The sequence below is a fragment of the Rhizobium sp. Root149 genome, assembly GCF_001427345.1.
Lineage (GTDB): Bacteria > Pseudomonadota > Alphaproteobacteria > Rhizobiales > Rhizobiaceae > Neorhizobium > Neorhizobium rhizoryzae.
This window is the reverse complement of the sequence record NZ_LMGD01000001.1, coordinates 276,666-302,249: the sequence shown is the minus strand read 5'-3', so window position 1 is coordinate 302,249 and position 25,584 is coordinate 276,666. Positions and strand designations below refer to the sequence as shown.

Annotated in this window: 18 protein-coding genes; 8 read left to right on the top strand and 10 right to left on the bottom strand. The window is 59.4% G+C overall.

Annotated features, from left to right (window positions below; genetic code table 11):
* Positions 1-65: 65 nt before the first annotated feature.
* The gene (locus ASD54_RS01400) at positions 66-3,044 is read left to right on the top strand and encodes a bifunctional [glutamine synthetase] adenylyltransferase/[glutamine synthetase]-adenylyl-L-tyrosine phosphorylase (RefSeq protein WP_062553220.1); all 2,979 of its coding nucleotides are present in this window, start codon (positions 66-68) and stop codon (positions 3,042-3,044) included.
* On the opposite strand, the gene ASD54_RS01395 is transcribed toward ASD54_RS01400, so the two are convergent.
* Together ASD54_RS01395 and pepN are read right to left on the bottom strand one after the other, a co-directional pair.
* On the bottom strand, positions 2,974-5,325 hold the full coding sequence (locus ASD54_RS01395) for an ATP-binding protein (protein WP_062552807.1): 2,352 nt from the start codon (positions 5,323-5,325) through the stop codon (positions 2,974-2,976). The genes ASD54_RS01400 and ASD54_RS01395 overlap by 71 nt on opposite strands.
* 162 nt (positions 5,326-5,487) lie before the next feature.
* On the bottom strand, positions 5,488-8,139 hold the full coding sequence (gene pepN, locus ASD54_RS01390; RefSeq protein ID WP_062553219.1) for an aminopeptidase N: 2,652 nt from the start codon (positions 8,137-8,139) through the stop codon (positions 5,488-5,490).
* Positions 8,140-8,431: 292 nt separating this feature from the next.
* Here pepN and ASD54_RS01385 point away from each other — a divergent pair, with 292 nt between their 5' ends.
* Positions 8,432-9,370: a DMT family transporter gene (locus ASD54_RS01385; protein WP_062552806.1), complete on the top strand. Its 939-nt coding sequence runs from the start codon at positions 8,432-8,434 to the stop codon at positions 9,368-9,370.
* 18 nt (positions 9,371-9,388) lie between these two features.
* Here ASD54_RS01385 and ASD54_RS26370 read toward each other — a convergent pair whose 3' ends face one another.
* The 7 genes from ASD54_RS26370 to ASD54_RS01355 all read right to left on the bottom strand — a co-directional run bounded on the left by ASD54_RS26370 (position 9,389) and on the right by ASD54_RS01355 (position 17,746).
* Positions 9,389-9,535: a hypothetical protein gene (locus ASD54_RS26370; protein ID WP_156379003.1), complete on the bottom strand. Its 147-nt coding sequence runs from the start codon at positions 9,533-9,535 to the stop codon at positions 9,389-9,391.
* Between the two features lie 17 nt (positions 9,536-9,552).
* Positions 9,553-9,744 carry a hypothetical protein gene (locus ASD54_RS01380; RefSeq protein WP_062552805.1) on the bottom strand — a complete coding sequence of 64 codons (192 nt, stop codon included), beginning with the start codon at positions 9,742-9,744 and terminating at the stop codon, positions 9,553-9,555.
* Positions 9,745-9,879: 135 nt separating this feature from the next.
* Positions 9,880-10,755, bottom strand: a complete 876-nt coding sequence (locus tag ASD54_RS01375) for a uracil-DNA glycosylase (RefSeq protein WP_062552804.1) — start codon at positions 10,753-10,755, stop codon at positions 9,880-9,882.
* Between the two features lie 45 nt (positions 10,756-10,800).
* On the bottom strand, positions 10,801-12,096 hold the full coding sequence (locus ASD54_RS01370; RefSeq protein ID WP_062552803.1) for an Hsp70 family protein: 1,296 nt from the start codon (positions 12,094-12,096) through the stop codon (positions 10,801-10,803).
* Between the two features lie 202 nt (positions 12,097-12,298).
* On the bottom strand, positions 12,299-15,427 hold the full coding sequence (locus tag ASD54_RS01365) for an efflux RND transporter permease subunit (protein WP_062552802.1): 3,129 nt from the start codon (positions 15,425-15,427) through the stop codon (positions 12,299-12,301).
* A complete protein-coding gene (locus ASD54_RS01360) occupies positions 15,424-16,776 on the bottom strand; it encodes an efflux RND transporter periplasmic adaptor subunit (RefSeq protein ID WP_062552801.1) in 1,353 nt (450 codons plus the stop codon). The genes ASD54_RS01365 and ASD54_RS01360 overlap by 4 nt, the downstream gene beginning before the upstream one ends.
* 181 nt (positions 16,777-16,957) lie before the next feature.
* Positions 16,958-17,746, bottom strand: a complete 789-nt coding sequence (locus tag ASD54_RS01355) for an SDR family oxidoreductase (RefSeq protein ID WP_062552800.1) — start codon at positions 17,744-17,746, stop codon at positions 16,958-16,960.
* 140 nt (positions 17,747-17,886) lie between these two features.
* Here ASD54_RS01355 and ASD54_RS01350 point away from each other — a divergent pair, with 140 nt between their 5' ends.
* The 6 genes from ASD54_RS01350 (at position 17,887) to ASD54_RS01325 (ending at position 24,222) form a co-directional block, all read left to right on the top strand.
* Entirely contained in the window at positions 17,887-18,444 is a 558-nt protein-coding gene (locus ASD54_RS01350; RefSeq protein ID WP_062552799.1) for a GXWXG domain-containing protein, read from the top strand.
* 162 nt (positions 18,445-18,606) lie between these two features.
* Positions 18,607-20,265 carry an electron transfer flavoprotein-ubiquinone oxidoreductase gene (locus ASD54_RS01345; protein WP_062552798.1) on the top strand — a complete coding sequence of 553 codons (1,659 nt, stop codon included), beginning with the start codon at positions 18,607-18,609 and terminating at the stop codon, positions 20,263-20,265.
* A gap of 147 nt (positions 20,266-20,412) precedes the next feature.
* Positions 20,413-21,186, top strand: a complete 774-nt coding sequence (locus ASD54_RS01340) for a pentapeptide repeat-containing protein (protein WP_062552797.1) — start codon at positions 20,413-20,415, stop codon at positions 21,184-21,186.
* 153 nt (positions 21,187-21,339) lie between these two features.
* Positions 21,340-22,446 (top strand): cache domain-containing protein, encoded by a 1,107-nt coding sequence (locus ASD54_RS01335; protein WP_062552796.1) that lies wholly within the window; start codon positions 21,340-21,342, stop codon positions 22,444-22,446.
* Positions 22,447-22,449: 3 nt separating this feature from the next.
* Positions 22,450-23,520 carry a hypothetical protein gene (locus tag ASD54_RS01330; protein ID WP_062552795.1) on the top strand — a complete coding sequence of 357 codons (1,071 nt, stop codon included), beginning with the start codon at positions 22,450-22,452 and terminating at the stop codon, positions 23,518-23,520.
* A 78-nt stretch (positions 23,521-23,598) separates the two neighbouring features.
* On the top strand, positions 23,599-24,222 hold the full coding sequence (locus tag ASD54_RS01325; protein ID WP_062552794.1) for a L,D-transpeptidase: 624 nt from the start codon (positions 23,599-23,601) through the stop codon (positions 24,220-24,222).
* Positions 24,223-24,282: 60 nt separating this feature from the next.
* Here ASD54_RS01325 and ASD54_RS01320 read toward each other — a convergent pair whose 3' ends face one another.
* Positions 24,283-25,434, bottom strand: a complete 1,152-nt coding sequence (locus ASD54_RS01320) for an MFS transporter (RefSeq protein WP_244484651.1) — start codon at positions 25,432-25,434, stop codon at positions 24,283-24,285.
* Positions 25,435-25,584: the final 150 nt, after the last annotated feature.

The following is a 25,584-nucleotide window of genomic DNA, read 5'->3' as shown; positions in this document are numbered from 1 at the left end:
CGGGCTGACAGATTGCCATCCCCGCGCTACAGCCTGAAGATATGCGGCAGAATTGGGAGGTTCGTATCGTGGCTGAGCAGGTGCACTCTCTGGGCGAGCTTCGCGACAACCCCTTGCGCGCCTTCAACCAGACGGAGGCGAGGGCTGCCAATGCGGTTCTGAAAGAGATCGCCGGACAGGAGCCCGTTGTCGCCGAGATGCTGAAGGATGGCGGCGTACTGAAGGAATTCCTGGCCGCAGCGCTTTCGCTTTCTCCCTACCTGCGTGAGAGCCTTTCCATCCGTCCCGCGATGCTGGCGCGCTACCTCTCTGCACCGGTAGAACAACTGCTGGCGCAATGCGTGGAGGCCGCGCGGCAAAGTTGGGAACCGCGCTCTGATGGATCCGTGCCCACAGAAGCCGAGGTGATGACGGCGCTCCGAAACGCGAAGAGGGAGGTCAGCGTTCTTCTGGCGCTGGCCGATCTGGCGCGTCTGCACGATGCAAGACAGACCACCCGCTGGCTGACAAGGCTGGCGGATGTGGCCGTCGCCGCATCGATTGACCATCTGCTGGTGACGGCGCACCACGCAGGCAAGCTGACCTTGAACGATCCCGCACGACCCAGTGAAGGGTCCGGGCTGATCGTGCTTGGCATGGGCAAGCATGGTGCGGAGGAGCTGAATTACTCCTCAGACATCGATCTGGTTGTCTTCTATGACCCGGAGAGCGGCATCCTGCCGGACCCGCTGGAGGCGAGCGAGCTCTACGGTCGCATGATGCGCCGGATGATCCGCATGCTGCAGGAGCGCACGGGCGATGGCTATGTGTTCCGCACCGACCTGCGTCTGCGGCCTGATCCGGGCTCGACCCCTCTGGCCGTCTCCGTCGAAGCGGCGCTCGTCTATTATGAAGGGCGGGGGCAGAACTGGGAACGTGCCGCCTACATCAAGGCAAGGCCCATTGCTGGCGACCTGCAGGCAGGCACCGACTTCCTGCGCCAGCTGGTTCCTTTCGTTTTCCGCAAATATCTCGACTACGCAGCGATTGCCGATATTCACTCGATCAAGCGCCAGATCCACGCGCACAAGGGCCACGGCGCCATTGCCGTGAAGGGCCATGACGTGAAGCTAGGGCGGGGCGGCATTCGGGAAATCGAGTTCTTCGTGCAGACCCAGCAGCTGATCGCGGGAGGCCGCATGCCCCCCTTGCGGGCGCGCCGCACCGAGGATGCACTTTCCGCACTTGCCGATGCGCAGTGGATACGGCCCGAGATCGCCATGGAACTCACGGAGGCCTACTGGTTTCTGCGGGATGTGGAGCATCGCATCCAGATGGTGCGCGACGAGCAATCGCACCGCTTGCCCGAGGGCGAGGCGGAGCTGAAGCGCATTGCCTTCATGATGGGCTTTGCCGATACCAAGGCGTTTGGCGACAGGCTGGAAGAGATCCTGCGCACCGTGGAGAAACGCTATGCGCGGCTTTTCGAGCAGGAGACAAAGCTTTCCGCCGCCGATGGCAATCTGGTTTTCACCGGTCAGAACGACGACCCGGAAACCCTGAAGACATTGGAGCGGATGGGCTTCGAGCGGCCTGCCGATATGTCTCGCGTCATCCGCACCTGGCATTACGGACGATACCGCGCCACGCAATCGGTCGAGGCCCGCGAACGGCTGACGGAACTGATGCCGGAACTGCTGATGGCCTTTGGCAAGAGCAAGCGCGCTGATGAGGCGCTGCTTAGGTTCGATGGCTTTCTGAAAGCACTGCCAGCCGGTATCCAGCTTTTCTCGCTTCTCGGCAACAATCCCAACCTGTTGAGCCTGGTGGTAACGGTCATGTCGGCGGCACCTCGTCTTGCGGATATTATTGCCGCGAGGCCGCATGTGTTCGACGGCATGCTGGACCCCGGCCTTATGGCGCAGATGCCGACACGCGATTACTTGCAGGAACGATTGACGACCTTTCTCGGCGGCGCGCGGCATTATGAGGATTTGCTTGACCGACTACGCATCTTTGCCTCGGAGCAACGCTTTCTGATCGGCATAAGATTGTTGACGGGCAGCATCAGCGGCATTCAGGCGGGGCATGCCTTTACCGATCTGGCTGACCTTATCATCGCCAAGGCGCTGGAGGGCGTGCGCAGCGAGATCCGGCAGGCGCATGGGGACTTTCCGGGCGGGCGGATCGCGGTGATCGGCATGGGCAAGCTTGCAAGCTTCGAGCTGACCGCCGGTTCCGATGTCGATATCATCCTGCTCTACGACTATGATGACGGCGCCCTTGAATCGGACGGAGATAAGCCGCTCGATTCACTCCGCTATTTCACACGTATCACGCAACGGCTGATCGCAGCGCTGTCGGCGCCAACTGCGGAGGGCATCGTTTTCGAGGTGGATCTGCGCCTGCGGCCTTCCGGCAACAAGGGGCCGGTTGCCACACGGATCAATTCCTTCCGCAAATATCAGGAAGAGGAAGCCTGGACCTGGGAGCATATGGCGCTGACGAGAGCACGGCTGATCTGCGGCGACGACAGCCTGATGCGGGAGGCGGATGATGTGATCGCAACGATCCTCAACCGCCCACGGGAGCGTGACAGAATTGCAGCCGATGTGGCCGAGATGCGCGCGCTGATCGAACAGGAAAAGCCACCACGCGACCAATGGGATCTGAAGCTTATACCGGGCGGCCTGATCGACATTGAATTTCTGGCGCAGTTTGCCCGGCTGATGAACGGGCGGGCCAGCAGCCTGACCGCTGAGGAGCGTCAGTTGACGGGCACCGGCAGAAGCCTGATGCTCTATGCGCAGGACATGATCAGCCGTGACGATCTTGATCTCTGCCTTCAGGCGCTCGCCGTCTACACGGAGCTTTCGCAGATCATCCGGCTGTGTGTCGGCAGCGAGTTCGACCCTAAGGATGCGCCCGCAGGTCTGATCGAGCGGCTATCCACGGCTGTGGATGCCCCGAACCTCAAACTGGTGGAGGCAGACCTCAAGCGGCTGTCGAAGGGCGTGCGATCGGTTTTCCAGTCGACGACGCGCCGCCGTCCCCAGGGATCGTAAGCGCGACGACCGTGCCGTGCTTCATGCGGGAACGGATGCGCATGGAGCCGCCATGGAGTGTGACCAGCGAGCGGGAAATGGCAAGCCCAAGGCCGGAGCCTCCCTTGCTCTTGGCATACTGGCTCTGAACCTGCTCGAACGGCTGGCCGATCTTCCCAAGCGCCGCCTTCGGAATTCCAATCCCCGTATCGGCGATGGTGAGGCGCAGGCCCTTGGCCGTCTCGCGGGCGCGCAACTCGATCCTTCCGCCTTCGTTGGTGAACTTCACAGCATTGGACAGCAGGTTCAACAGGATCTGCTTCATCGCGCGACGATCGCCCACCATGCGCAGATCCGGGCTGAGACGCTGCGTCACGATAATCGATTTTTCCTCAGCCGGGATTGATGTGAGGCGTAGGCTCTCCTCGATCAGGGGCGCCAGATCAATCGACTCGCAATGGATCTTCATGTGGCCTGCTTCGATCTTCGACATGTCGAGAATGTCGTTGATGACGTTCAGCAGATGCTTTCCGCTTTCGTGGATGTCCTTGGCATATTCGCTGTATTTCGGCGAGCCGACCGGGCCGAACATGCCGTTCAACAGGATTTCAGAGAAACCGAGAATCGCGTTCAAGGGTGTGCGCAACTCATGGCTCATATTCGCAAGAAATTCCGACTTCGCCTTGTTCGCGGCTTCCGCTCGATCCTTCTCGGCCAAATAATTGGCATTGGCGACGGACAGTTCTGCCTTCTGGCGCTCCAGCTTCTTCTGGGATGACGAGAGATCGCCAATCGTTGCCATCAGTCGGCGCTCGGATTCACGCAGGCGCTCCTGATGCCGCTTGAGCAGTGTGATGTCTGTGCCAACTGACACAAGACCGCCATCCCGCGTGCGCCGCTCGTTGATCTGGAGCCAGCGTTCATCGGCCAGTTGCACTTCGATTGTGCGCGAAAAGCCGTTCTGGTCGGGATCCGCAATCCGCCGCTCTACCACGGGCCGAGAGGCCGCAGCCGTCACGATGGCCTTCTCCGTGCCGGGAACGAGTACGCTGTCGGGCAGGCCGTATGCCTGTTGGAAGTGCGTGTTGCACATGACCAGACGGTCGTTCTTGTCCCACAGGACGAAGGCTTCCGAGGTGCACTCGATGGCGTCGGCCAGACGCTGATCCGCCTCCGCATAGCGCTGGGCAAGACGGTGCTGTTCCGTCACGTCCATGGCGATGCCGATGACGTGGGTCCGACCCATGCCTGTTTTGACTACCTGTGCGCGGGCCCGCATCCATACATAATGACCGGCCGCATGGCGCATGCGGAAAACCTGGTCGACCTGCTTTGCATTGCCGCGACCGACCGCGCGGGCAAGCGCGAAGAGGTTGCCATCGGCCGGATGCATCATCCGGGCAGCCTCGCTGAAGGACAGTACATTGTTGCCGGGCGGAAGTCCCAGCATTTCATACATGGAGCGCGACCAGAACAGCTTGCGGTTCGTGAGATCGAAATCCCAGAGACCGCAGCGTCCACGCGAGAGAGCCGTTTCGACGCGCATATTGGATTCGAGAAAGATCTCGTCGGCTTCGCGCGCACGTTTGGCCTGCACATAGTAAGCGTAGAGGATGACCAGCATGACCGAGGAAATGCCGGTGAAGAGCGTCACATTCAGAGAGACCTGCTGGCGCCAGTATTGATCGATCTCATCCAGAGAATGACCCGCCACCAGCAATCCGCCGCCGAGGCTGCGAATGGCTGCATAATGGGGCGCGCCCTCAAATGTGGTTTCGATAATGCCATTGCCTCCGCCGAACCGTCGCAGGGCCACCATTTCCGGCAAAAAGGAATCGAACCGCGCCCCGATGAACGACTTGGCGCTGCCCGTCGCGCTGAAGATCCGACCCGTGCTGTTGACGAGAAGGATGAAGCTCTGCCGATCCAGATCCTGCGGCAATGTTTTGAGGCGCTGCTCAGCGGCTGCCTGATCGGCGGCAACGAAAATCTCGTCGTGACCCTGAAGGGCGGAGGTGCCGATGGCGGCCAGAAGCGCCGTGGTTTGCCGGGCATCCTCTTCCATCCGGGCACGTTCGGACACAAGACCCATCAGTCGGGAAATGGCAATGACGCTGAGAAAGGCGATGATGAGGACGGGGATTGCGCGTTTCAGCCAGACATCCAGGTTCGGAATGGCCTGCAGACGCTGACCAATGCGCAGCGATCGGTCTCCGATGGCCAGCAGCCACAGCAGCACCCGATCCCAGAATTTGAAAAACAGCCGCCCTTCAGCCGCGGTTTCCCGCTGCACGTCCGCCATCGCTTTGCTTGATCCCTCGTGAGTGATTCGCAAATCATGTTGCGATCCGAGGGCAGTGAATCATTGCTGATTCGCCTTGTCCAGATGCGGTTTTAAGAAAAATTTAACCATATTGCGGAAATGGCGCCCCGCGATCCTGCAGGGGCGCCAGGCTGGCTGATCTCAGCTGTCTTTCAGCATCCGCTCGATGAGGTCCCGAACATCGGTCGAGAGCTTTGATGTGCGGTCGATTTCCAGTAGTGCCGCACGCGCATGGTCGGCGCGGCTGGCATCCAGCGCCCGCCAGGAGCGCATGGCGGTCAGCAGTCGCGCAGCAAGCTGCGGATTGCGCGGATCGATCTGCGTGACCTGAGCGCCCAGCAAACGGTATCCCTCACCATCGGCGCGATTGAAGGCAGTTGGATTGGCAAACGCAAGTGAACCCACCAGCGAACGAACTCGGTTCGGGTTCGTCGCAACGTAGAGCGGATGCTCCATCAGGGCGTTGACACGGTTCAGCGTATCTCCGCCCGGAATGGTGGCCTGCAGTGCAAACCACTTATCCAGAACAAGCGGGTTGTTTTCGAAACGTTTGACGAAGGTTGCCAGTGCTTCTGCCGTTGCCGCATCCTCCGGGAAGCGGTGCGCCAGAACCGTCAGGGCCTGAACCATATCGGTCATGTTATCCGCATCCGCGAAGGCCTTGGCGGCGCGCTCGGTGCCGCCCGTGACATAGGCCAGATAGCCAAGCGCGCTGTTGCGCAGTGCCCGTTTGCCAGCGCTTGCCGCATCAGGGCTGAAGGCGCCTTCCGGCTTCATCGTGTTGAACAGGTTCTCGAAAACAGACTGGCCGCTTTCGGCAATGGCCTTCAGGATAGCCTGACGGCCCTTATGGATGGCGTCAGGATCAATGTTGCTGCCAAGCTCACGGGCAATGTCCGCCTCGCTGGGAAGAGCGAGCGCCTGAGCACGGAAAGCCGGCTCGAGTGCTTCATCGGCTGCCGCTTCCAGCAAGGTGGAGATGAAAACCGGATCGCAGGTGATGGCCTTGCCTTCACGCGCATCCTTGGCTGCGTGCAGGAGGTTGGGCAGCGCCAGATCCGTCAGCGCCTGCCAGCGGGCAAACAGGTCCGTATCGTGACGGGCAATGCGCACCAGATCCTCGGTGCTTTGCTTGAAATCGAGATTGATCGGAGCAGAGAAACCGCGGTTCAACGAAAGCACCGGACGTGTCGGTACATTTTCGAAAACGAAGACCTGAGCCTTTTCCGTCAGGTGCAGAACATCGCCCGTGACCTGACCGCCGCTGACCTTTGGCGCATCAAGCAGGGCGCCATTGTCCTGAATGAGGGCATAGGACAGCGGGATATGCATCGGCTGCTTGGTGGACTGCCCCGGCGTGGCCGGGATCATCTGCTCCAGAGAGAGCGTGAAAGTCTTGGCCACCGCATCATAGATGCCGGATGCCGTCACCAGTGGCGTTCCCGCCTGATGGTACCAGAGCGAGAACTGCTTGAGATCGACGCTGTTGGCATCTTCGAAGGATTTCACGAAATCCTCGACCGTTGCCGCCTCGCCATCGTGGCGCTCGAAATAGAGGTCCATCCCCTTCTTGAAGCCATCCTTGCCAAGGATCGTCGCGATCATCCGCGTGACTTCGGAGCCCTTCTCGTAGACGGTGGTCGTGTAGAAGTTGTTGATCTCGCGATAGGCCGTCGGACGAACCGGATGCGCCAGCGGGCCGCCATCTTCCTGGAACTGTTCGGCCTTTAGATGGCGCACTTCGGCAATCCGCTTGACTGCCCGCGAGCGCTGATCGGCGGAGAACTCATGATCGCGATAGACGGTCAGGCCTTCCTTCAGGCACAGCTGGAACCAGTCGCGGCAGGTAATGCGGTTGCCCGTCCAGTTGTGGAAGTATTCGTGGGCGATGATGGCTTCGATATTGGCGTAGTCCTGGTCCGTTGCCGTTTCGGGATCTGCCAGAACATACTTGTCGTTGAAGACGTTGAGGCCCTTGTTCTCCATGGCCCCCATGTTGAAATCCGATACGGCGACGATCATGAAGATGTTGAGGTCGTATTCGCGACCAAAGACTTCTTCGTCCCACTTCATCGACCGCTTCAGCGCATCCATGGCATAGGCTGCGCGATCTTCCTTGCCGTGTTCGACATAGATCTTCAGCGCAACTTCGCGTTCCGACATCGTGACGAACGTGTCTTCCACGACACCAAGATCACCGGCGACGAGCGCGAACAGGTAGCTTGGCTTGGGGAAAGGATCGAACCAGGCGGCGAAATGCCGGCCTTCGTCGTAATTGCCGCCGCCCAGGAAATTGCCGTTCGACAGCAGAACAGGATTGGCTGCCTTGTCGGCAATGATGGTCACCGTATAGGGCGCCAGTACGTCCGGACGGTCCGGGAAATAGGTGATGCGACGGAAACCTTCCGCCTCGCACTGCGTGCAATAGACGCCATTGGTGCGGTAGAGACCCATCAACTGGGTGTTGGCTTCCGGATTGATGGTCGTGATGACCGTCACTTCGAACGGTTCGCTTCCCGGCAGGTCGCGGATCACCAGCTGATCGGGAGAAAGATCGTATTGGCTGGCAGGCATCTCGTTCTGGTCGAGACGCAGTTCGGTGAGAACCAGTTCGTCACCATCCAGCACCAGCGGCGCGGACGCGTCCACGCCCTCACGCCGATGGAAGATGAGCCGGGATTCCAGGCGCGTTGCCTGCGGATCAAGTTCAAAGGTCAGATCGACGCGTTCCAGGACGAAATCGGTGGGGCGATAATCTGCCAGATGTACGATCTGACCCGTGTCTGTACGCAGCATGTTGCTTCCTGAAATGGAATGACCGATCGGTTTTGACGAGCTCTACTTGCCCAGTTTCGCGGCACTATTGCATCCAAAACTGAACGATTGCTAAAGCGGTCCCAAATAAAAACACTAATCCCTCAACACGTCCGCTAAAACCTGCGTGTGATTTCCGGAAATCATCATTCTATCAAAAGTCGTGATGAAACGTTTCACCAAATCAGGTTACACTTCTGCCCAGCCTGCCTGATCCCCGAAGTTTGCGAATGGCTTGGATCTTTGAAAAACAAGCCGCCACGAGTGAAGCATGAGTTCCGAAGCCCCGGATCCCTTGAGGGGGATCCTCATGAAACTGTTGTCCGTCATGGCTTTTCTTGGCATGCAGACCTTCATTAAGGCCGCAGGCGCAGGCATTCCGGCAGGGCAGATTACGTTCTATCGCTCGTTCTTCGCGCTCATCCCCATTTTCGTCTATCTGGCTATGCGAAAGGAACTGGCCTCCGCCTTCCGGACGTCCAGCTTGACAGGCCATCTCAAGCGCGGCACGCTCGGAATGATCGCCATGGTCATGGGTTTCTTCGGCCTGATCCATCTACCGCTGCCGGATGCCATCGCCATCGGATATGCCTCGCCGCTGATGGCGGTGATCTTTGCCGCGCTGATCCTGAAGGAAAAGGTGCGAATCTATCGCTGGACTGCGGTTGCGATCGGGATTCTCGGCGTTCTGATCATTTCATGGCCGAAGCTGACCATGTTCGAACAGGGCGGAATGGGAGCCAACGAGGCGACGGGGGCCATAGCGGTTCTGCTATCGGCAGTGATCGGCGGTCTCGCCATGGTTCAGACCCGCCAGCTCGTAAAGACCGAGAAGACGTTTACGATTGTGCTCTATTTCTCGCTTCTGTCTGCGGCCTTCTCGCTCATCAGCCTGCCTTTTGGATGGAATGGGCTTTCCTGGGAGACGAAGCTGATCCTGATCTGTGCAGGCATCTGTGGCGGGCTCGGCCAGATTTTCCTGACGCAGAGCTACCGGCTGGCCGATGTCTCGACCGTCGCTCCCTTCGACTATTCGTCGATCATCTTCGGGATCGCAATTGCCTATGTGCTTTTCGGCGACGTCCCAACCTGGCAAATGCTGTTGGGAACAGCAATCACTGTTTCGGCCGGGATCTTCATCATCTATCGCGAGCACCAGCTTGGGCTGGAACGCAAAGCGGCGAGGAAGGCATCCTCGCCGTCAACATGATTGATCAATGGCCGTTGATCAGATCGGGATACCGGCGAGCGGAGAATGGTCACGCCCGCGGCTTTCCGCGCTCTGGCCCGCAGAGCGGGTGTATTCGTGGCTCGCACGAACAGCGACAGATATCGAGGCAAGGTTATCGCGGATCTGGCGAAGTCTGTACTTCATTGGTTCACACTCCTTGATCAGCGTTCACGACAATCGGCGAAGATCGCCGTCGGACGGGAGAGGCCGCCGCGACGCGCATAGGCCGTCGCCGTCAGCTGCTCATTCGTAGCAGAGCCGAAGTTGTGGTAGCCCGCAGTTGAGCGAGGCGATAGGCCTGCAAGACGAAGCGTCTCGAAGCCGGAATGAATGGGGCGAATGCGTGTGCTCATGGCCTTGGTTCCTAAACGTTCCTCCCAAGACACTTCTGTATATTGCACCGCAACATGATGAATTCAACAGCAGCTACCGTGATGCAGCCATGCGAATTACGCATACCACATTTCATAAAAGTTTAAGACTCGGATTTACGACTCGTTGAGCGAGATGCGCTGGCGGAACGTGAGGAGATCCTTCCAGGCCAGCGCCTTGTTGGCCGGTGCCGTCAAAAGATCCTGCGGATGCAGGCTTGCAATGGCTGGGATGGCACGGTCACCGACCTGCACATCCCTCCAGGTGCCGCGCATGGCAAAGATGGATTGCTCTTCTGCAAAGAAGAAACGCGCCGTGAAATTGCCAAGGATCAGAAGGTGGTTAGGAGCCGCAAGCTCGATCTGGCGCTCGATGAACGGGCGGCAGATGTCCATCTCTGCGGGCGAGGGCGGACGATTGCCCGGCGGCCTCCACGCCACGACATTCGTCAACAGCACCTTGTCGCGATGAAGTCCGATGGCAGCCAGCATTCTGTCCAGCAATTGGCCCGGCCGACCAGAAAAGGGAATACCGTCCCGGTCGCACTCCGCCGAGGGCATGGGACCGATGACCATGATGCCGGAGGAAGGGTCGCCTGATGCAAATACGGTGGAGCGCGCGCCATTCTTCAGGTTGCAGCCGGAAAAGCCTTCCAGCGCCGCTTTCAGCGCGTCCAGGCTGTTGGCGGCAGCGCAAGCCTGCCGGGCAGCCGCCACGGCATCCGCGTCGGGCACGGCGACATTGACACCGGGAGCGGGCGTCCGGGCCGCGGGCGACGGCGCTGAACGCCCGGCATTGGCAGGCCGTTCGCTTGTCTGCGGGGCGGCCTGCTGGCGATTGCGCATCTGCGCCTCGCGCTCAAGACGCTGGGCCTGGAACTCGGCAATACGATCAACGGCCTCGTCCTCCAGAAGCCAGTCGCATCCGGAATCCGCATAAAAGTGCAGGAGGGCTGCGAGTTCTGCTGGGGCAAGTTCCGAGGCTGAGGTCATGACCTCACTCTATCCGAACCCGGTTGCCGGATAAAGCCTCTGGCCTCATGCAACCCACTGCTCAATGTCCGTGCTCTCGCCGATCAGCGACAGGCCGTGCGCGATGGACAGCAACTCGCCGCCGCTTTCGATCCGTTCCGTGCCGAAACGGTTGACGAACAGCTGGCGCACGGCCGGCACGAACGAGGTGCCGCCGGTCAGGAACACCTTGTCGACCTGGTCGGCAGATGTATTGGTCTTGACGAGAACTTCGTCCAGCGCCTCTTCGATGCGCGCGAGATCCTCCGAAATCCAGCTTTCGAAGTCGCTTCGCTTCACGGTTCGGCGACCGGCCTTGCCCAGCGGCGAGAAGTTGAACTCGGCCTCTTCAGCGTTCGAAAGCGCCATCTTGGTCGCGGAAATCGCCTGATAGAGCGGATAGCCTTCATCATGCTCGATAAGCTCGATGAACAGTTCCAGCTTGTCCGGCTCCGTTGCAGAGCGAACCAGCGACTGAAGATCCGTGAACTCGCGCGTTGTCTTGAAGATCGACAACTGGTTCCAGCGTCCGAAGTTTGCGTAGTAGCCCGCCGGAACCTCCAGCAGTTTGTCGAAGCTGCGGAAATGGCTGCCCTTGCCGATTTCCGGCGAGACGAGATTGTCGATCAGCCGATAGTCGAAGTGATCGCCCGCGATGCCGACACCGGAATGACCGATCGGAATGGCGCGCAACTGCCCCGCATGGCGTTCGAACCGGATCAAGGAGTAGTCGGTAGTGCCGCCCCCGAAATCGGCAACGAGAACATTGGCATCCTTAGTCAACGACTGCGCGAAGTAATAGGCGGCGGCCACTGGCTCGTAGACGAAATGCACTTCCGGGAAATCGAAGCGCTCCAGCGCGGTGCGATAGCGCTGCAAGGCAAGCGCCTCATCCGGGTTTGCGCCGGCAAACCGGACAGGACGCCCCACGACCAGCCGTGAAATCTCGTTCGGCCACGCGTCCCCTGCATAGGCCTTCAGCCTGCGCAGGAAGATCTCCATCAGATCCTCGAACTGCTGCCTGCGCGCGAAAACGAGGGTGGCCTGGAATGCCGCACTGGCGGCGAAGGTCTTGATCGACTGCAGGAAACGGCAATCGCCTGGATTATCGATGAACTGGCGGATGGCGGCCTGTCCGGCCTCAACCTTCAGAGCCTGCGCACCGAGCGCCTTGTCCTTCATGAAGGAGAGGGCGGTTCGCATGCTGTCGCTTGTTCCCGCGCTACTGACGAAAGGCACGGAATGGGTGGCATTGGCACCCGGTTCACCGAGCGCGAGAACAGTATTGGTCGTGCCGAAGTCGAGCCCGAGCGCACGTGCCATGGCCGCATCCTTTCTGAAAGTGCTGGATACGAATGCGACTGGCGCATCCGATGGAGGCGCAAACGGCGCCGCTGAAAAATAGGGAGGCGGGCTGATCGCACAGGATCGGCTGCTTGGCAAGAAAAAAGGGGCACGAAAAACGGGTCAGCAAAAAGGGGCGAGAAAATCCCGCCCCTCTTTGTAAATGCTACGCGTGATTTGCCTATTCGGCGGCAGCTCGGCTTTCCTGCTGGAAGGTGCTGTTGGCCGGATCGTCATGCCCCTTGCGGCGGAACAGGCGCCCAAGGGCTTTGCCCAGGCGATCCATCTCGACGAAGATGACCGGCGTGATGAACAGGGTCAGCAATTGCGAGACGATGAGCCCGCCGACAACGGCGATGCCGAGTGGCTGGCGCAATTCCGAACTGGCGCCCTCACCAAGCGCAATCGGCAGCGCACCGAGAAGGGCGCAGAACGTCGTCATCATGATGGGCCGGAAACGGCGCACGCAAGCCTCGTGTATGGCACGCGCGGTCGTTTCGCCCTTGTCGCGGATGAGTTCGACCGCAACGTCGATCATCATGATCGCGTTCTTTTTCACGATGCCGATCAGCATCAGAAGACCGATGAGGGCAATCACGGACAGGTCGAAGTTCATCACCTTCAGTGCGATCAGCGCGCCGAAAGCAGCCGCTGGCAGACCGGACAGGATGGTCAGCGGATGGATGAAGCTTTCATAGAGCACGCCCAGCACCACATAGATGGTGAGAACCGCCGCAAGGATCAGCATGCCGGTATTGCCCTGGCTTTGCTGGAAGATTGCCGCGGTTCCGCCATAGGATGTGAAGACATCGCTTGGCATGTTGATGCTGGATTTGATCTGGTCGATCCGCGCCGTTGCCTCCGAAAGCGCGACGCCTTCAGGCAGGTTGAAGGAGATCGTGGTGGAGACGAGCTGACCGGTCTGGTTGATCGTGACGGGTGCAGCGCGGCGCTCCACCGTTGCGAAGTTCGAAAGCGGAACCAGCGTTCCCGTCTGCTGGGACATGACGTTGATATTGCGCAGGAACTCGTCGTCGTAGGAACGGCTCTGGTCAAACTCGACAATCACGTCGTAGCTGTCGCCCGTCGACTGGATTTGTGCCGCCGCATAGCCACCGAACGCCATTTCCAGCGTCTTGCGAAGCTGGTCATTGGTGATGCCGTAGGCAGCTGCCTTGTCCGTATCGATCTGGATATTGGCGGCAATCGCACCGTTCTGCGCATCGGTCGCGAGATCGGTGAACATCCGGTCCTGGCGCATCGCGGCCATCATCTTGCCAGACCATTCCGTGGTCGTGGCGGTATCGAGCGCCTGAACAACCAGCTGATACTGGCTCGCAGTCGAGCGGCCGCCGAAGCGCAGGCTCTGCTGTGGCGTGATGTAGGTCTTCAGGCCCGCCACTTTCGCCGTCGCTCCACGCAACTGGTTGATGGTCTCCGTCAGTGCCCCGCGTTCTTCCTTCGGCTTCAACTCCACGAACATCGTACCGTTGTTCAGCGGGCTACGCGCGCCGCCGCCAACAATGGAGGTGACATGCAGCACCGCCGGGTTCTTGCCAATGATGTCCGCCACCTGCTGCTGCAGGTCACGCATCGCCTCATAGGAAATGTCTTCTCGGGCGCGGGTAGAGACCGAAAGTCTGCCTATGTCTTCCTGCGGAAAGAAGCTGGACGGAAGCGTCTTGAACAGATAGCCGGAGGCCGCAACGCTGCCGATGAAGAGCAGCAGGACGAGGCCGCGGTGACGCAGGCACCAGGAAACGGCCCGATCGTAACCGCGCAGTGTCCAGTCGAACCCGGCATTGAACCAGCGGATGATGAAGGGCGGCTTGCCGGAATGATTGGAGAGGCGCGAACCCAGCATAGGCGTCACCGTCAGCGAGACGATGGCCGAGGCCATGATGGCCATCGTGACCACCATGCCGAACTCGTTGAACAGCCGACCCACGACGCCGCCCATCAGCAGAATGGGAATGAACACCGCCACCAGCGAGACGGACATGGAGATGATGGTATAGCTCACCTCGGCCGCACCCTTCAGCGCAGCCTCCCGCATGGACATACCTTCTTCCGAAAGACGCAGAATATTCTCCAGCATGACGATGGCATCATCCACCACCAGCCCGACCGACAGAGTGAGGCCCAGCAGCGAAATATTGTCGATACTGTAGCCCAGAACATACATGCCGCCGAAGGTGGCAATCAGCGATAGGGGCACCGCAAGGCCCGGAATGAGCGTCGCGGTCAGGTGGCCGGTAAAGAGGTAGATGACCAGAATGACGAGCGCGATGGTCAGAAACAGCGTGAACTGAACGTCCGATATCGCATCTTTGATGGAGGTCGAAGCATCGTTCATGACGTTGAGATGCACGGATGGCGGCAGTTGCGCCTTGAGCGCGGGCAGTTTCGCCTTGATCTCGTTCACGACGTCAACGGTATTGGCATCCGGCTGGCGTTGCACCGCGAGAATGATAGCCTGCTTGCCGTCATACCAGCTGCCGCCTTTCAGGTTTTCCACGCTGTCCTGCACCGTTGCCACGTCGCCCAGATGGATGGGCGCACCACCTTTGTTGGCGATGACGAGGGTGCGGAATTCCTCCGCATTCGTGCGCTGCGTCTTGGCATCGATGGTGAGCTGCTGGCTGCGGCTCTGAAGCGTCCCGACCGGAGTCTGGTTGTTGGCATTGGCTATGGCGCTGGTAACCGTATCGACACCGAGATTTCTTGCCTGAAGCTTGGAGGGATCAAGCTCGACGCGCACCGCATAGGTTTGCGATCCATAGACGCTGACCTGCGCCACGCCCGACAGCGTGGACAGCATGGGCGAAATCACGTTCTGGGCGATCTCGTCCACCTTGGAGCGTGGCATTTCATCGGAATTGATAGTGATCAGCAGGATTGGCGCATCGGCCGGATTGGTTTTGCGATAGCTGGGCGGCGTCGTCATGTTGGACGGCAGCTGCCTTGTGGCGTTGGAGATCGCCGCCTGCACGTCTGCCGCCGCCGCATCGATGTTTCTGTTCAGATCGAACTGAAGGACGATGGATGTATTGCCGAGCGAGTTCGACGCGCTGATTTCGCTGATGCCGGGGATCGTCTCGAACTGCTTGATGAGCGGTGTCGCGACTGAGGTTGCCATGCTTTCGGGCGAGGCGCCGGAAAGGGAGGCGGAAACGTTGATAGTGGGAAAATCCACCTTCGGCAGGGCCGCGACGGGCAGCTGCTTGTAACCGGCAAGACCTGCGAGAACCACGCCGATGGCCAGCAATGTCGTGGCGACCGGGCGGCGAATGCAAAAGGCCGGGATCATGGCTTGGCTCCCTCGATCAGCGCCGCCTGTTCCGTCCGGGCGGGCTTTGCCGCCGCCTGGCTGCCAGAGAACTGCTCGACGATCGTCTGGCCATCGGCCAGCTGCACCTGTCCCTCGACGACGATATGCTGACCCTCGGTGAGGCCGGACGCAATCGCGGCCTGATCGCCATTCGTGCGCGCAAGTACGATCTTCGTCGCGTGGACCTTCGCCTTGTCGTCCACCGTATAGACGAACGGCCCATCGGCACCCTGCCGCACAGCCACCGTCGGCACGATCAGGCTCTTGGTGTCGGTCACGAAGTGCACTGTCACGTTCAGGCTTTCGCCGGGCCACAGAAGCGCGCTGTCGTTCTTGAATTCTGCCTTGGCGAGAACGGTTCCGGAGGCCTGATCGACATTGTTGTCGAAGAAGGAAAGCACCCCCTGATCGGCAACGCCGCCGGTTGCTGACTGGTCTGCATCCACCTTCACACCCGATTTCAATCCGGCATGAAGCTGCGGCAGATAGCGCTGGGCCATGCGGAAATTCACATAGATCGGATCATAACGGGTGATGGTCACCACGCTTGCACCCGCGCTGAGATAGGCGCCGGGGCTGATGGCGATATTGCCCAGACGTCCGTCGTAAGGCGCCTTCAGTTCGAGATTGCCCAGCGCGATCTGATCCGAAGAGAGGGTCGCCTTGTCGGCTTCCACTTTGGCAGCGGCGGAATCACGCGTCGCCTTGGCCTGCTCGTAACTCTGTTCTGATTGCACATTCTGCTTCAGCAGGTTCTGCGTTCTGGCAAATGCGGCATCGGCCTGCGCCAGGGCCGCCTGATCGCTGGCAAGGTTTGCCTGATCCTTTGCGACCAGCGCCCGTGCCGTGCGATCGTCCTGTCTGGCAATGACGTCGCCTTTTTTGACCTCCTGCCCATCCTTCGCCAAAATCTCGACCACGGGACCGGACTGGAGTGCTGCAATCGTGGTGGTATCGGCCGCTTCCGCAAAGCCCGTCGCCACCACATCCATGGGTAGGGTGCCGGAAGTCACGGCAATCGTCTTGACGGCGGAGGGGCCGCCGCCTCTTCGGTTCTGACCCTGACCCTGACCCTGACCCTGACCTTGGCCCTGGCCACGACCTTCGCCATTTGCCTGGGCAGTCTCGCCAGAACCCGGCTTCTGGCCACCTTGCTTGCGGCTGGCATCGGCCGTTGCCGGTTCAGGCGTATCCGATTTCAGCCCGGCTGCCAGCGCCAGTTGATGCCAGGTCGGTGGCCTGATCTGCTCGGGGAGTTGATCCCTGTAATAGACTGCACCCGCAGCCAGGATCGCAAGGATTGCAACGCTCGAGAGAATTTTTTTCATGGGTTTGTCCGCGCAGGGATAATGACGGGCGTGCTCAGCCATAAGTCGACAAAGCTTTGATCGTCAGGAAACGCCACAACTTACGCAAAAGCACCTTAAACTTCTGTAATGTAGGCGTTTCTATTCTGCGCTGCGCGAGGGTTGCACTTTCCCGTCAGGCTGGCGGGAAAGTGCGCGTCTATCAGATTGACTTTGCAGCGCCGCCATCAACGCGAATGGTGCTGCCTGTCACATAGGCGGCTGGGCCTGAGCACAGGAAGGCGCCAACCGCGCCGAATTCCTCGACGGTGCCGAGACGCTTTGCCGGGATCGAGGCGATCGAGGCAGTGCGAACCTCTTCCAGCGACTTGCCCTGGCGCTTGGCGTTGGCACCATCCAATTCGTCGATACGGTCCGTATGAATACGACCCGGCAGGATCATGTTCGCCGTAATTCCGTGCGCCGCCACTTCCGTTGCCAGCGTCTTGTTCCAGCCGACGAGCGCCCCGCGCAGCGTGTTCGATAGCGCAAGATTTGGAATGGGCTCGATGACGCCGGATGAGGCAACGGTCAGGATGCGACCCCAGCCTTGCGCCTTCATGTTGGGCAACACAGCATTCGTCAGCGTAATGACGCGCAGGACCATGGTCTGGAAAAAGCTGTCCAGCTTTTCCGGTGTCATGTCTTCGGTCGTTCCAGGTGTCGGGCCGCCAGTATTGTTGACCAGGATATCGACGCCGCCGAACTTCTCCTCAACAGCCTTGACCAGTGCCGTGACCGCATCGTCTTCGGCAAGATCGGACCAGACCCAATCGGCCTTGCCTTTGCCCAGAGCGTTGATTCGTGCGCAGTTCTCCGCCAGCTTTTCTCCACTGCGACCACACAGGAGAACATTTGCACCCTCCTGAGCCAGCGCCGTGGCGATGCCAAGTCCAAGGCCTCGTGATGAGGCCAACACCAGTGCGCGTTTGCCGGTAATGCCGAAATCCATGATCAGTTTCCTTGCTGCATGCTTAGTCTGGCGCGGACGTTATCGCCGGACGGTCCGATGGTGAAGGGTTGTGAATGATCTTTTCATCGAATGTTGATGATAAAGTTGCCCCCTGAACCAGAGCACCTATAATTCAATTTATGTCATCCCCGCTGAAATTCGAAACACAGGAAGAAGCCCTGGTCTTCTTCGATTCCCTGGACCCGATCACGCCGTCCGAACTCATCGGTCTGTGGAAGGGGTCTAGCCTGCCGACCGGTCATCCGCTGGACGGGGCGCTGGAAAGCCTTGGCTGGTATGGAAAGCGCTTCCATGCCGACCGCAGGGCAGATGCGCTTCTGTTCAGTGTCGGTAGCCGAAGGCTTGTGCCGCTGGACCCGAAGCATCTTCCGCTGCGTCTGGTGCTCCGGTTTAGCGGTTTGGTGCGTCGGCAGTGGTTCCGAAACCTGTTTGCCTATGCCATGAAGGGAATGTGGGCGCGCGGGCCGGTTGCTGCCGTCAAATCCGCCGAATTCCGTGCCGCATCAAGTGCAGCCATGATCTATGACGATCAGCCGATCATTGATCATTTCCGCCGGATTGATGCGGATCGCGTCATGGGTCTGATGGTGGTTGAAGGGCAGAGCGACCACTACATCTTTCTGCTCGAAAGGGCGGAAGAGATCGCAGTGCCGCAAATCCGGCCGCGCATTTCGTAGGTCTTCGTCAAATATTGACGTGAACGTAAACGTTATTTATCTTCGCTCCCAGATCTAGGAGGGGCCGGACGATCATACCCCCATGTCATATGTTCGCTCGACAAGGCGCGCAGGTTTTGACAAGGAAGTGGAAAGATGGGAACGGCCGAGCGGAGTGAGAGAATGAGCGATATGGAGCTTCCTGAGCGCGAAAGCATGGAATTCGACGTGGTCATCGTCGGGGCAGGGCCCGCAGGCCTGTCGGCGGCAATCCGGTTGAAGCAGCTGAACCCGGAACTTTCGGTCGTCGTGCTGGAAAAGGGCGCGGAAGTCGGCGCACATATTCTCTCCGGCGCTGTCGTCGATCCAATCGGCATTGATCGACTTCTGCCGGACTGGCGCGACGATGCCAGCCATCCGTTCAAGACCCCGGTGACCGACGACCAGTTCCTTTTCCTCGGTCCGGCAGGCTCCGTCCGGCTACCGAACGCCTTCATGCCGCCGCTGATGAACAATCACGGCAATTACATCGTATCCCTTGGTCTCGTCTGTCGCTGGCTCGCCGAGAAGGCGGAGGCGCTTGGCATCGATATCTATCCGGGTTTTGCCGCCACTGAAGTGCTCTACAATGAGCAGGGCGCGGTGATCGGCGTCGCAACCGGTGACATGGGCATCGAGAAGAATGGCGAACCCGGCCCGAACTTCACCCGCGGCATGGCGCTTCTTGGCAAATATGTGCTGATCGGCGAAGGCGTGCGGGGCTCGCTCGCCAAGCAACTGATTTCGAAGTTCAAGCTCGATGAAGGTCGTGAGCCGCAGAAATACGGCATCGGCTTCAAGGAGCTGTGGGAGGTCAAGCCGGAACACCACAAGGCCGGTCTGGTTCAGCACTCCTTTGGCTGGCCGCTCGACATGAAGACCGGTGGCGGCTCCTTCCTCTATCACCTGCATGACAATCTCGTGGCTGTCGGCTTCGTCGTGCACCTCAACTACAAGAACCCCTACCTCTTCCCGTTCGAGGAGTTTCAGCGGTTCAAGACGCATCCGGCCATTCGCGACACCTTCGAAGGTGCCAAGCGCATTTCCTATGGTGCCCGCGCGATCACAGAAGGCGGTTACCAGTCGGTGCCGAAGCTTTCCTTCCCCGGCGGTGCGCTGATCGGCTGCTCGGCCGGTTTCGTCAACGTTCCGCGCATCAAGGGCAGCCACAACGCCGTTCTTTCCGGCATGCTGGCGGCGGAAAAGATTGCGGAAGCCATTGCTGCAGGCCGCGCCAACGACGAGCCTGTCGAGATCGAGAACGAATGGCGTTCGACCGCCATCGGCAAGGATCTGAAGCGGGTGCGCAACGTGAAGCCGCTTTGGTCGAAGTTCGGCACAGCACTTGGCGTCGCGCTCGGCGGCATCGACATGTGGATTAACCAGATCTTCGGCACGTCACCCTTCACCATGAAACATGGCAAGACCGACGCCGCATCGCTGGAGCCCGCAGCCCAGCACAAGAAGATTGAATACCCGCGGCCAGATGGCGTTTTGACGTTCGATCGCCTGTCATCGGTCTTCCTGTCCAACACCAACCATGAAGAGGACCAGCCGGTTCATCTGAAGGTGAAGGACATGGACCTGCAGAAGCGTTCCGAGCTAGGCGTGTATGGCGGACCGTCCGCACGCTACTGTCCTGCAGGCGTCTATGAATGGGTGGAGAAGGATGGTGAACAGGTTTACGTGATCAACGCGCAGAACTGCGTTCACTGCAAGACCTGCGATATCAAGGACCCGAACCAGAACATCAACTGGGTGCCGCCGCAGGGCGGCGAGGGGCCAGTCTATCCCAGCATGTAGCGACTGCGGAACCGCACGTCAGCGATTTCGTTGAGCGAACAGCCATGAGCAGGGAAAGCGGTCAAGAGGCATCGCTTTCCTCTTTCGGCTAAGGGGTAACCACGCTAAGACTGACGCAATTGTGTTGGAAAGTGCACTGGCAAGACCATGAACGCACCCGTCAAGCGGAAACCGAAGTCCTTCTGGTCGAGAGCCTGGAGCCGTATCCGCCAAAGCAAGATGAAGATCTTCATCCCGATCATCGTGATTGCGGGTGGCTTGGTATTGCTGTTCCCCAACAAGCATAACGGATTTGGCGGCGGCCGCTGCCGCGCGGATGCAGGCCCGGAAGTCAACTGGGCCGACTGCAAGAAGCGAATGCTGATGCTGAAGGACAGCAATTTTGAAAAGGCGAAGATGGCGGAGGCGGATCTCAGCAATTCCGATTTCAGCCGCAGCAAGCTGGTTGGTGCCGATCTCACCAAGGCAGCCATCATTCGCACATCCTTCGTCAAGGCAGATCTCAGCAGTGCCTCGCTTCTGAAGGTGGAAGGCTATCGCAGCGACTTCGGAAGCGTCGTGGCGACGCAGACCAAATTCACGATGGCTGAAATGCAGCGCGCCAATTTCACGGATGCAACGCTTGTGGGAGCGGATTTCACCAAGGCAGAACTTGGACGGGCAGTGTTCAAGGGTGCGGAATTGGGAGACACGCATTTTGCCATGGCTAACCTTGCGAGAGCGTCGTTCAAGAGCGCCTCCATGAAGGGGCCGGTCGATTTCGCTAATGCCTTCCTGTTTCTCACGCGTTTCGAGGGCGTAGACCTCAGTCAGGCGACGGGTCTCAAGCAGGATCAGATTGCCTTGTCTTGCGGGAACAGCAAGACCAAGCTTCCTCAAGGGTTGACCGTTCCTGTCGAATGGCCCTGCGAAGAAGACTGATTTCCGACCTGTTCAGGCTGCGTTCTTTTGGTCATAGCGACAATTATCAATCGGCATTGATGATCGTTATTGTGGGCAAGCGTTCGCTTGATTGACTCCATTACACTTTACCAGTGAAACAGCGACAGTCTCCGCCGGTCAAAGCTTGGGTTCATGTCGCTCGATCGTTTTCTCGCCTTCGTATCTGCTCTCTGTGTCGGTCTTGTGCTGCTTCTTGGCGGTTGGTTGATGATTGCCGACCAGCAGGCACTGCTCACCGATGCCCGCCAACGTGAAATCGATCAGACCTCGGTGGTTTTTTCGACCACGATGGATCAGGCCGCCATTCTTTCCGCAACACATTCCGAGCTTCTGGCCGCTGATCCTTCCATTCGTACCCATCTGGCGGCAGGTTCTCGCAACGAGCTTCAGGCCTATGCCAAGCCGATGTTCGAGCGGCTGGCACGCCTGGCGGGCGTTAGCGTGGTGCATTTCCATGATGCAGCCATGAAGTCCTTTCTGCGCGTCTGGGAACCGCAGAATTTCGGGCAGGATCTTTCCACCTTCCGTCCGATGGTGGTGGCTGCCAATCACGACCGGCAGACGCAGAAGGGGCTGGAGCTTGGCGTGCGGGGCTTGAGCCTTCGCGCGGTATCCCCGGTTTTCGACACGAGCGGAAGCAACTTCATCGGAACCGTTGAGGTCGGCGTCGATCTGCAGGCGCTTGCCGATCTTGCCAAGGCTGCCAGCGGCAGTGATTTTGCTCTCGTGCTTGATCGTCGCTACCTGAAAGACGTGGGCAATGCCGTCGTGTCCGCCAATGGTCTTGTTCTTGATGCCTCCACCGACAAGGGTCTGTTCGAAAGCATTCTCGGCGCTGGCAAGGTCCAGCTCTCCCGTAGCGAGCTTCTTTTCTTCCATCGACTGGGGGACCGGGATCTGACCATTCAGGGTCGCCCGCTGATCGACTATAGCGGCAACATGATCGGAACGATTCTGACTGTCAGTGATTTTGGATCGCTGGAAAGCTATTACAACCGTTCACTGGTCACGATCGGGTCAGTATTTCTGGCCGGCCTCCTGATCGTGACCGCGATCTTCATGAGCACGGTGCGCGCAGCCGTGATCAGACCCCTGAAGGATCTGGCGGTCCGGGTGAAGGCGTCGCCTGAAGAAGCCGCCAAATCGCAGGCGACCAGTGGACTGAAGGAGTTCCGCGATCTGCAGAAAGCCGTCTCCGATGCTGTGTCCACGAGGCAGGATCGGGCCGGGGAGCCTTGAACCATGCACAATATGTTTCTTCGGCTTTTCGTTGCGTGTCTCGTCATCCTGCTCGGATCGTTCGCTGTCTCTGCGCAGGAGGGGGCTGAACGTCAGCCGCTTCCGCAAGGCGTGCAGCGTCCCCTGCAGATCCATCTGGTTGTCCGTGTGCTCGATATTCTCAAGATCGATGAGACCACGGGCGATGCGCAACTGGTCGTCGAAGTGCAGCAGCGCTGGAAAGATCCCGCGCTTCAGTTCAATGCTATCCAGTTCGGTCGTGATCGGCAGGATTTCACCGGCGCGGAAGCCGCAGCGAAGCTCGCCACGATCTGGAACCCGGCTGTCGAGATCGAGAACCGCAGCGGAGATGAAACGCTCCAGCTTGAGGCCCTGTCGATCCGCAGCAACGGGGAAGTGACGTCGATGCGCAGGCTTGAGGGGAGCTTCCGTTTTGCCCGTGACCTGTCGGCCTTTCCCTTCGATCAGCAGCATGTGAGGCTGGCCTTCGTATCCCAGTACTATCCGGCTGATGATGTGGTCTTCGTGCAGGACTTTCAGGATCGGCAGCTCTCCGGATTGCCGCCCCAGCTTTCTGCCTCGGACTGGAGCGCCAAGAACCTCTCCTTCACGACGGCCCAGTTTTATGGTTGGAGTGCAAGGCCCTTTGCGAAGCTGACGGCAGAGGTTGCCATCGATCGCAAATGGCCGCGCTATTTCCTGCGCATTTTCATTCCGTTCATCGCCGTCCTGTCCGTATCGCTGTTCATCCTGTGGCAGCCGAAGGGTTTGATCGGCGACAAAACGGGTGTCACCTATTCAGCACTTCTGGCGCTGGCGGCTTTGAGCTTCACCTTCGAGGCAAGTTTCCCCGGCAGCATGTCGGTGACATCGCCAATCGCCTTCATGATCTCGATCGGATATTTCTATCTGATCCTGGCGCTTCTGATCGATCTCTTCATGGAAAGTGAGCGCTTTCCGGGACGCACGGCCTATCCCTTCCTGTCCAGCGAAGTTCGCCGAGTGGTCCGGTACGTCATGCCACTCATGTTCACCATCATCTGCATCTGCGTTACGCTGCGGTCGCTTGCCTGAGCCTGAATTAGTGCTTCATTAACCATAATGTCCGTAACGTGCGACTCATCTCAAGATGACCGCAATAAGGACACATTCATGTCGATCTCGCGCCGCGGACTGCTGATCGGGCTTCCGCTTCTCCTTGCCGGATGCGCTTCTACCTCCGGAACCCAGCAGGCAGATTACTCGGCCCGGCCGAACGAATTGCATCCCCTGAAGGAAGTGCCGCTCGACAAGATCAGGCCGGAACTGCGTCGAACCGAAGTGGCCTATGCGACGGAACACAAGCCGGGCACGATCGTGGTGGATACGCCCGCGCGTCGTCTTTACTATGTGCTGGATAACGGTCGTGCCATGCGCTACGGCGTCGGTGTGGGCCGTGCCGGTCTGGCACTGGCCGGAAATGCCTATGTCGGTCGCAAGGCCGAATGGCCGACCTGGACGCCGACCGCCAACATGCAGCGCAGAGAAGCCCGCTACAAGAAGCTTGCCGGTGGAATGCCGGGTGGCCCCAATAATCCACTCGGAGCACGCGCAATGTATCTCTACCGGAGCGGTGCCGATACCCATTTCCGCATCCACGGCACCAACCAGCCAGAGTCGATCGGTCATGCCATGTCGAGCGGCTGCATTCGCATGATGAACCACGATGTCGTGGATCTCTATTCCCGCGTGAAGGTGGGCGACAAGGTTGTCGTCATTCAGGAAGCCCGCGCCTGATTTCAAAAGGTTGAAACAACAAGGCGGCGGAGGGAAACCAGTCGCCGCCTTTGCTTCTGATCAGCCCTTTTTGCGCTCCAGCGCGACAGACACGGAAAAGACCGCAAGGCCCACCAGCGAGAGTGCCGCGCCAACATAGCCGGTGGAGCCGTAGCCATAGCCCCAGGCGATCGTCAGGCCGCCGAGCCACGCCCCAAGCGCATTGGCAATGTTGAAAGCCGAATGACTGGACGCAGCAGCAAGCGTTTGCGCGTCTGCGGCAACATCCATCAGGCGAGTCTGAACCGCGGGGCAGGCGGCAAATCCGCAGCCGATGAGAAACACGCAAAGACACAGCATGAAAGGCACATCCGCCGTCAGGCTGAACACCGTCATGACCACGACGTTGAACAGCATCACGCCGCCGATCGTCCCCTTGAGCGATATGTCAGCCAGACGAGAGCCGATGACATTGCCGACATTCATACCGATGCCGAAGAGCGCAAGCACGAACGACACCATGGCGACGGGCATCATGGCGGTCTCGGTCGTCGTTGAGGCGATGTAGCTGAAGATGGAGAACATGCCGCCAAAGCCGGTTGCGGCCACGCCGAGCGTCAGCCAGACCTGCGGTCGCTGAAGCGCTCCCAATTCCCGGCGAATGCTCGCGCCCGGCTGAACCTGATCCTGCGGCTGGAACAGCCAGACGAGTGCGACCGTCAGCAGGCCAACGCCGCCGACCAGCAGAAATGCGGCGCGCCAACTCATCATCTGACCGAGGAAGGTAGCGATGGGCGTGCCGATCAGCGTTGCGATGGTCAGGCCTAGCATCACGCGTCCGACAGCGCGGGCACGCCTGTGTGGGGCTGCCATGGAGGCGGCCACAAGAGCCGCGACACCAAAATAGGCACCGTGGGGCAGGCCTGTGACGAAGCGGAGAGCGGTAAAGGTGGTGAAATCCGGCGCAACGGCGCTCAGAATATTGCCGATCGCAAAGATGGACATCAGCATCAGCAGAAGGCTGCGGCGACTAATCCGAGCTGCCAGTGCAGCTATGATCGGTGCGCCGATCACCACGCCTAGCGCATAGGCGGTGATGACATAGCCCGCCTGAGGAATGCTGACGCCATAGGTAGCGGCAACATCCGGCAGCAGGCCCATGATGGCAAATTCGCCGGTTCCGATACCGAACCCACCGACCGCCAGCGCGATCTCGATGAGCACGATTGTCATGGGAGAGAGGGATTGAGCGGTTCGGTCGCGCAGAACTGACGGATCGTTAGCCCGATCTGCGGCAAGGGTATCAGTCATGAAATTCACTGTCTGGCGGGAGGAGAAACTTTGAAGGCGATGTTTTTGACATCGCTTAATAAGGCTAGCATA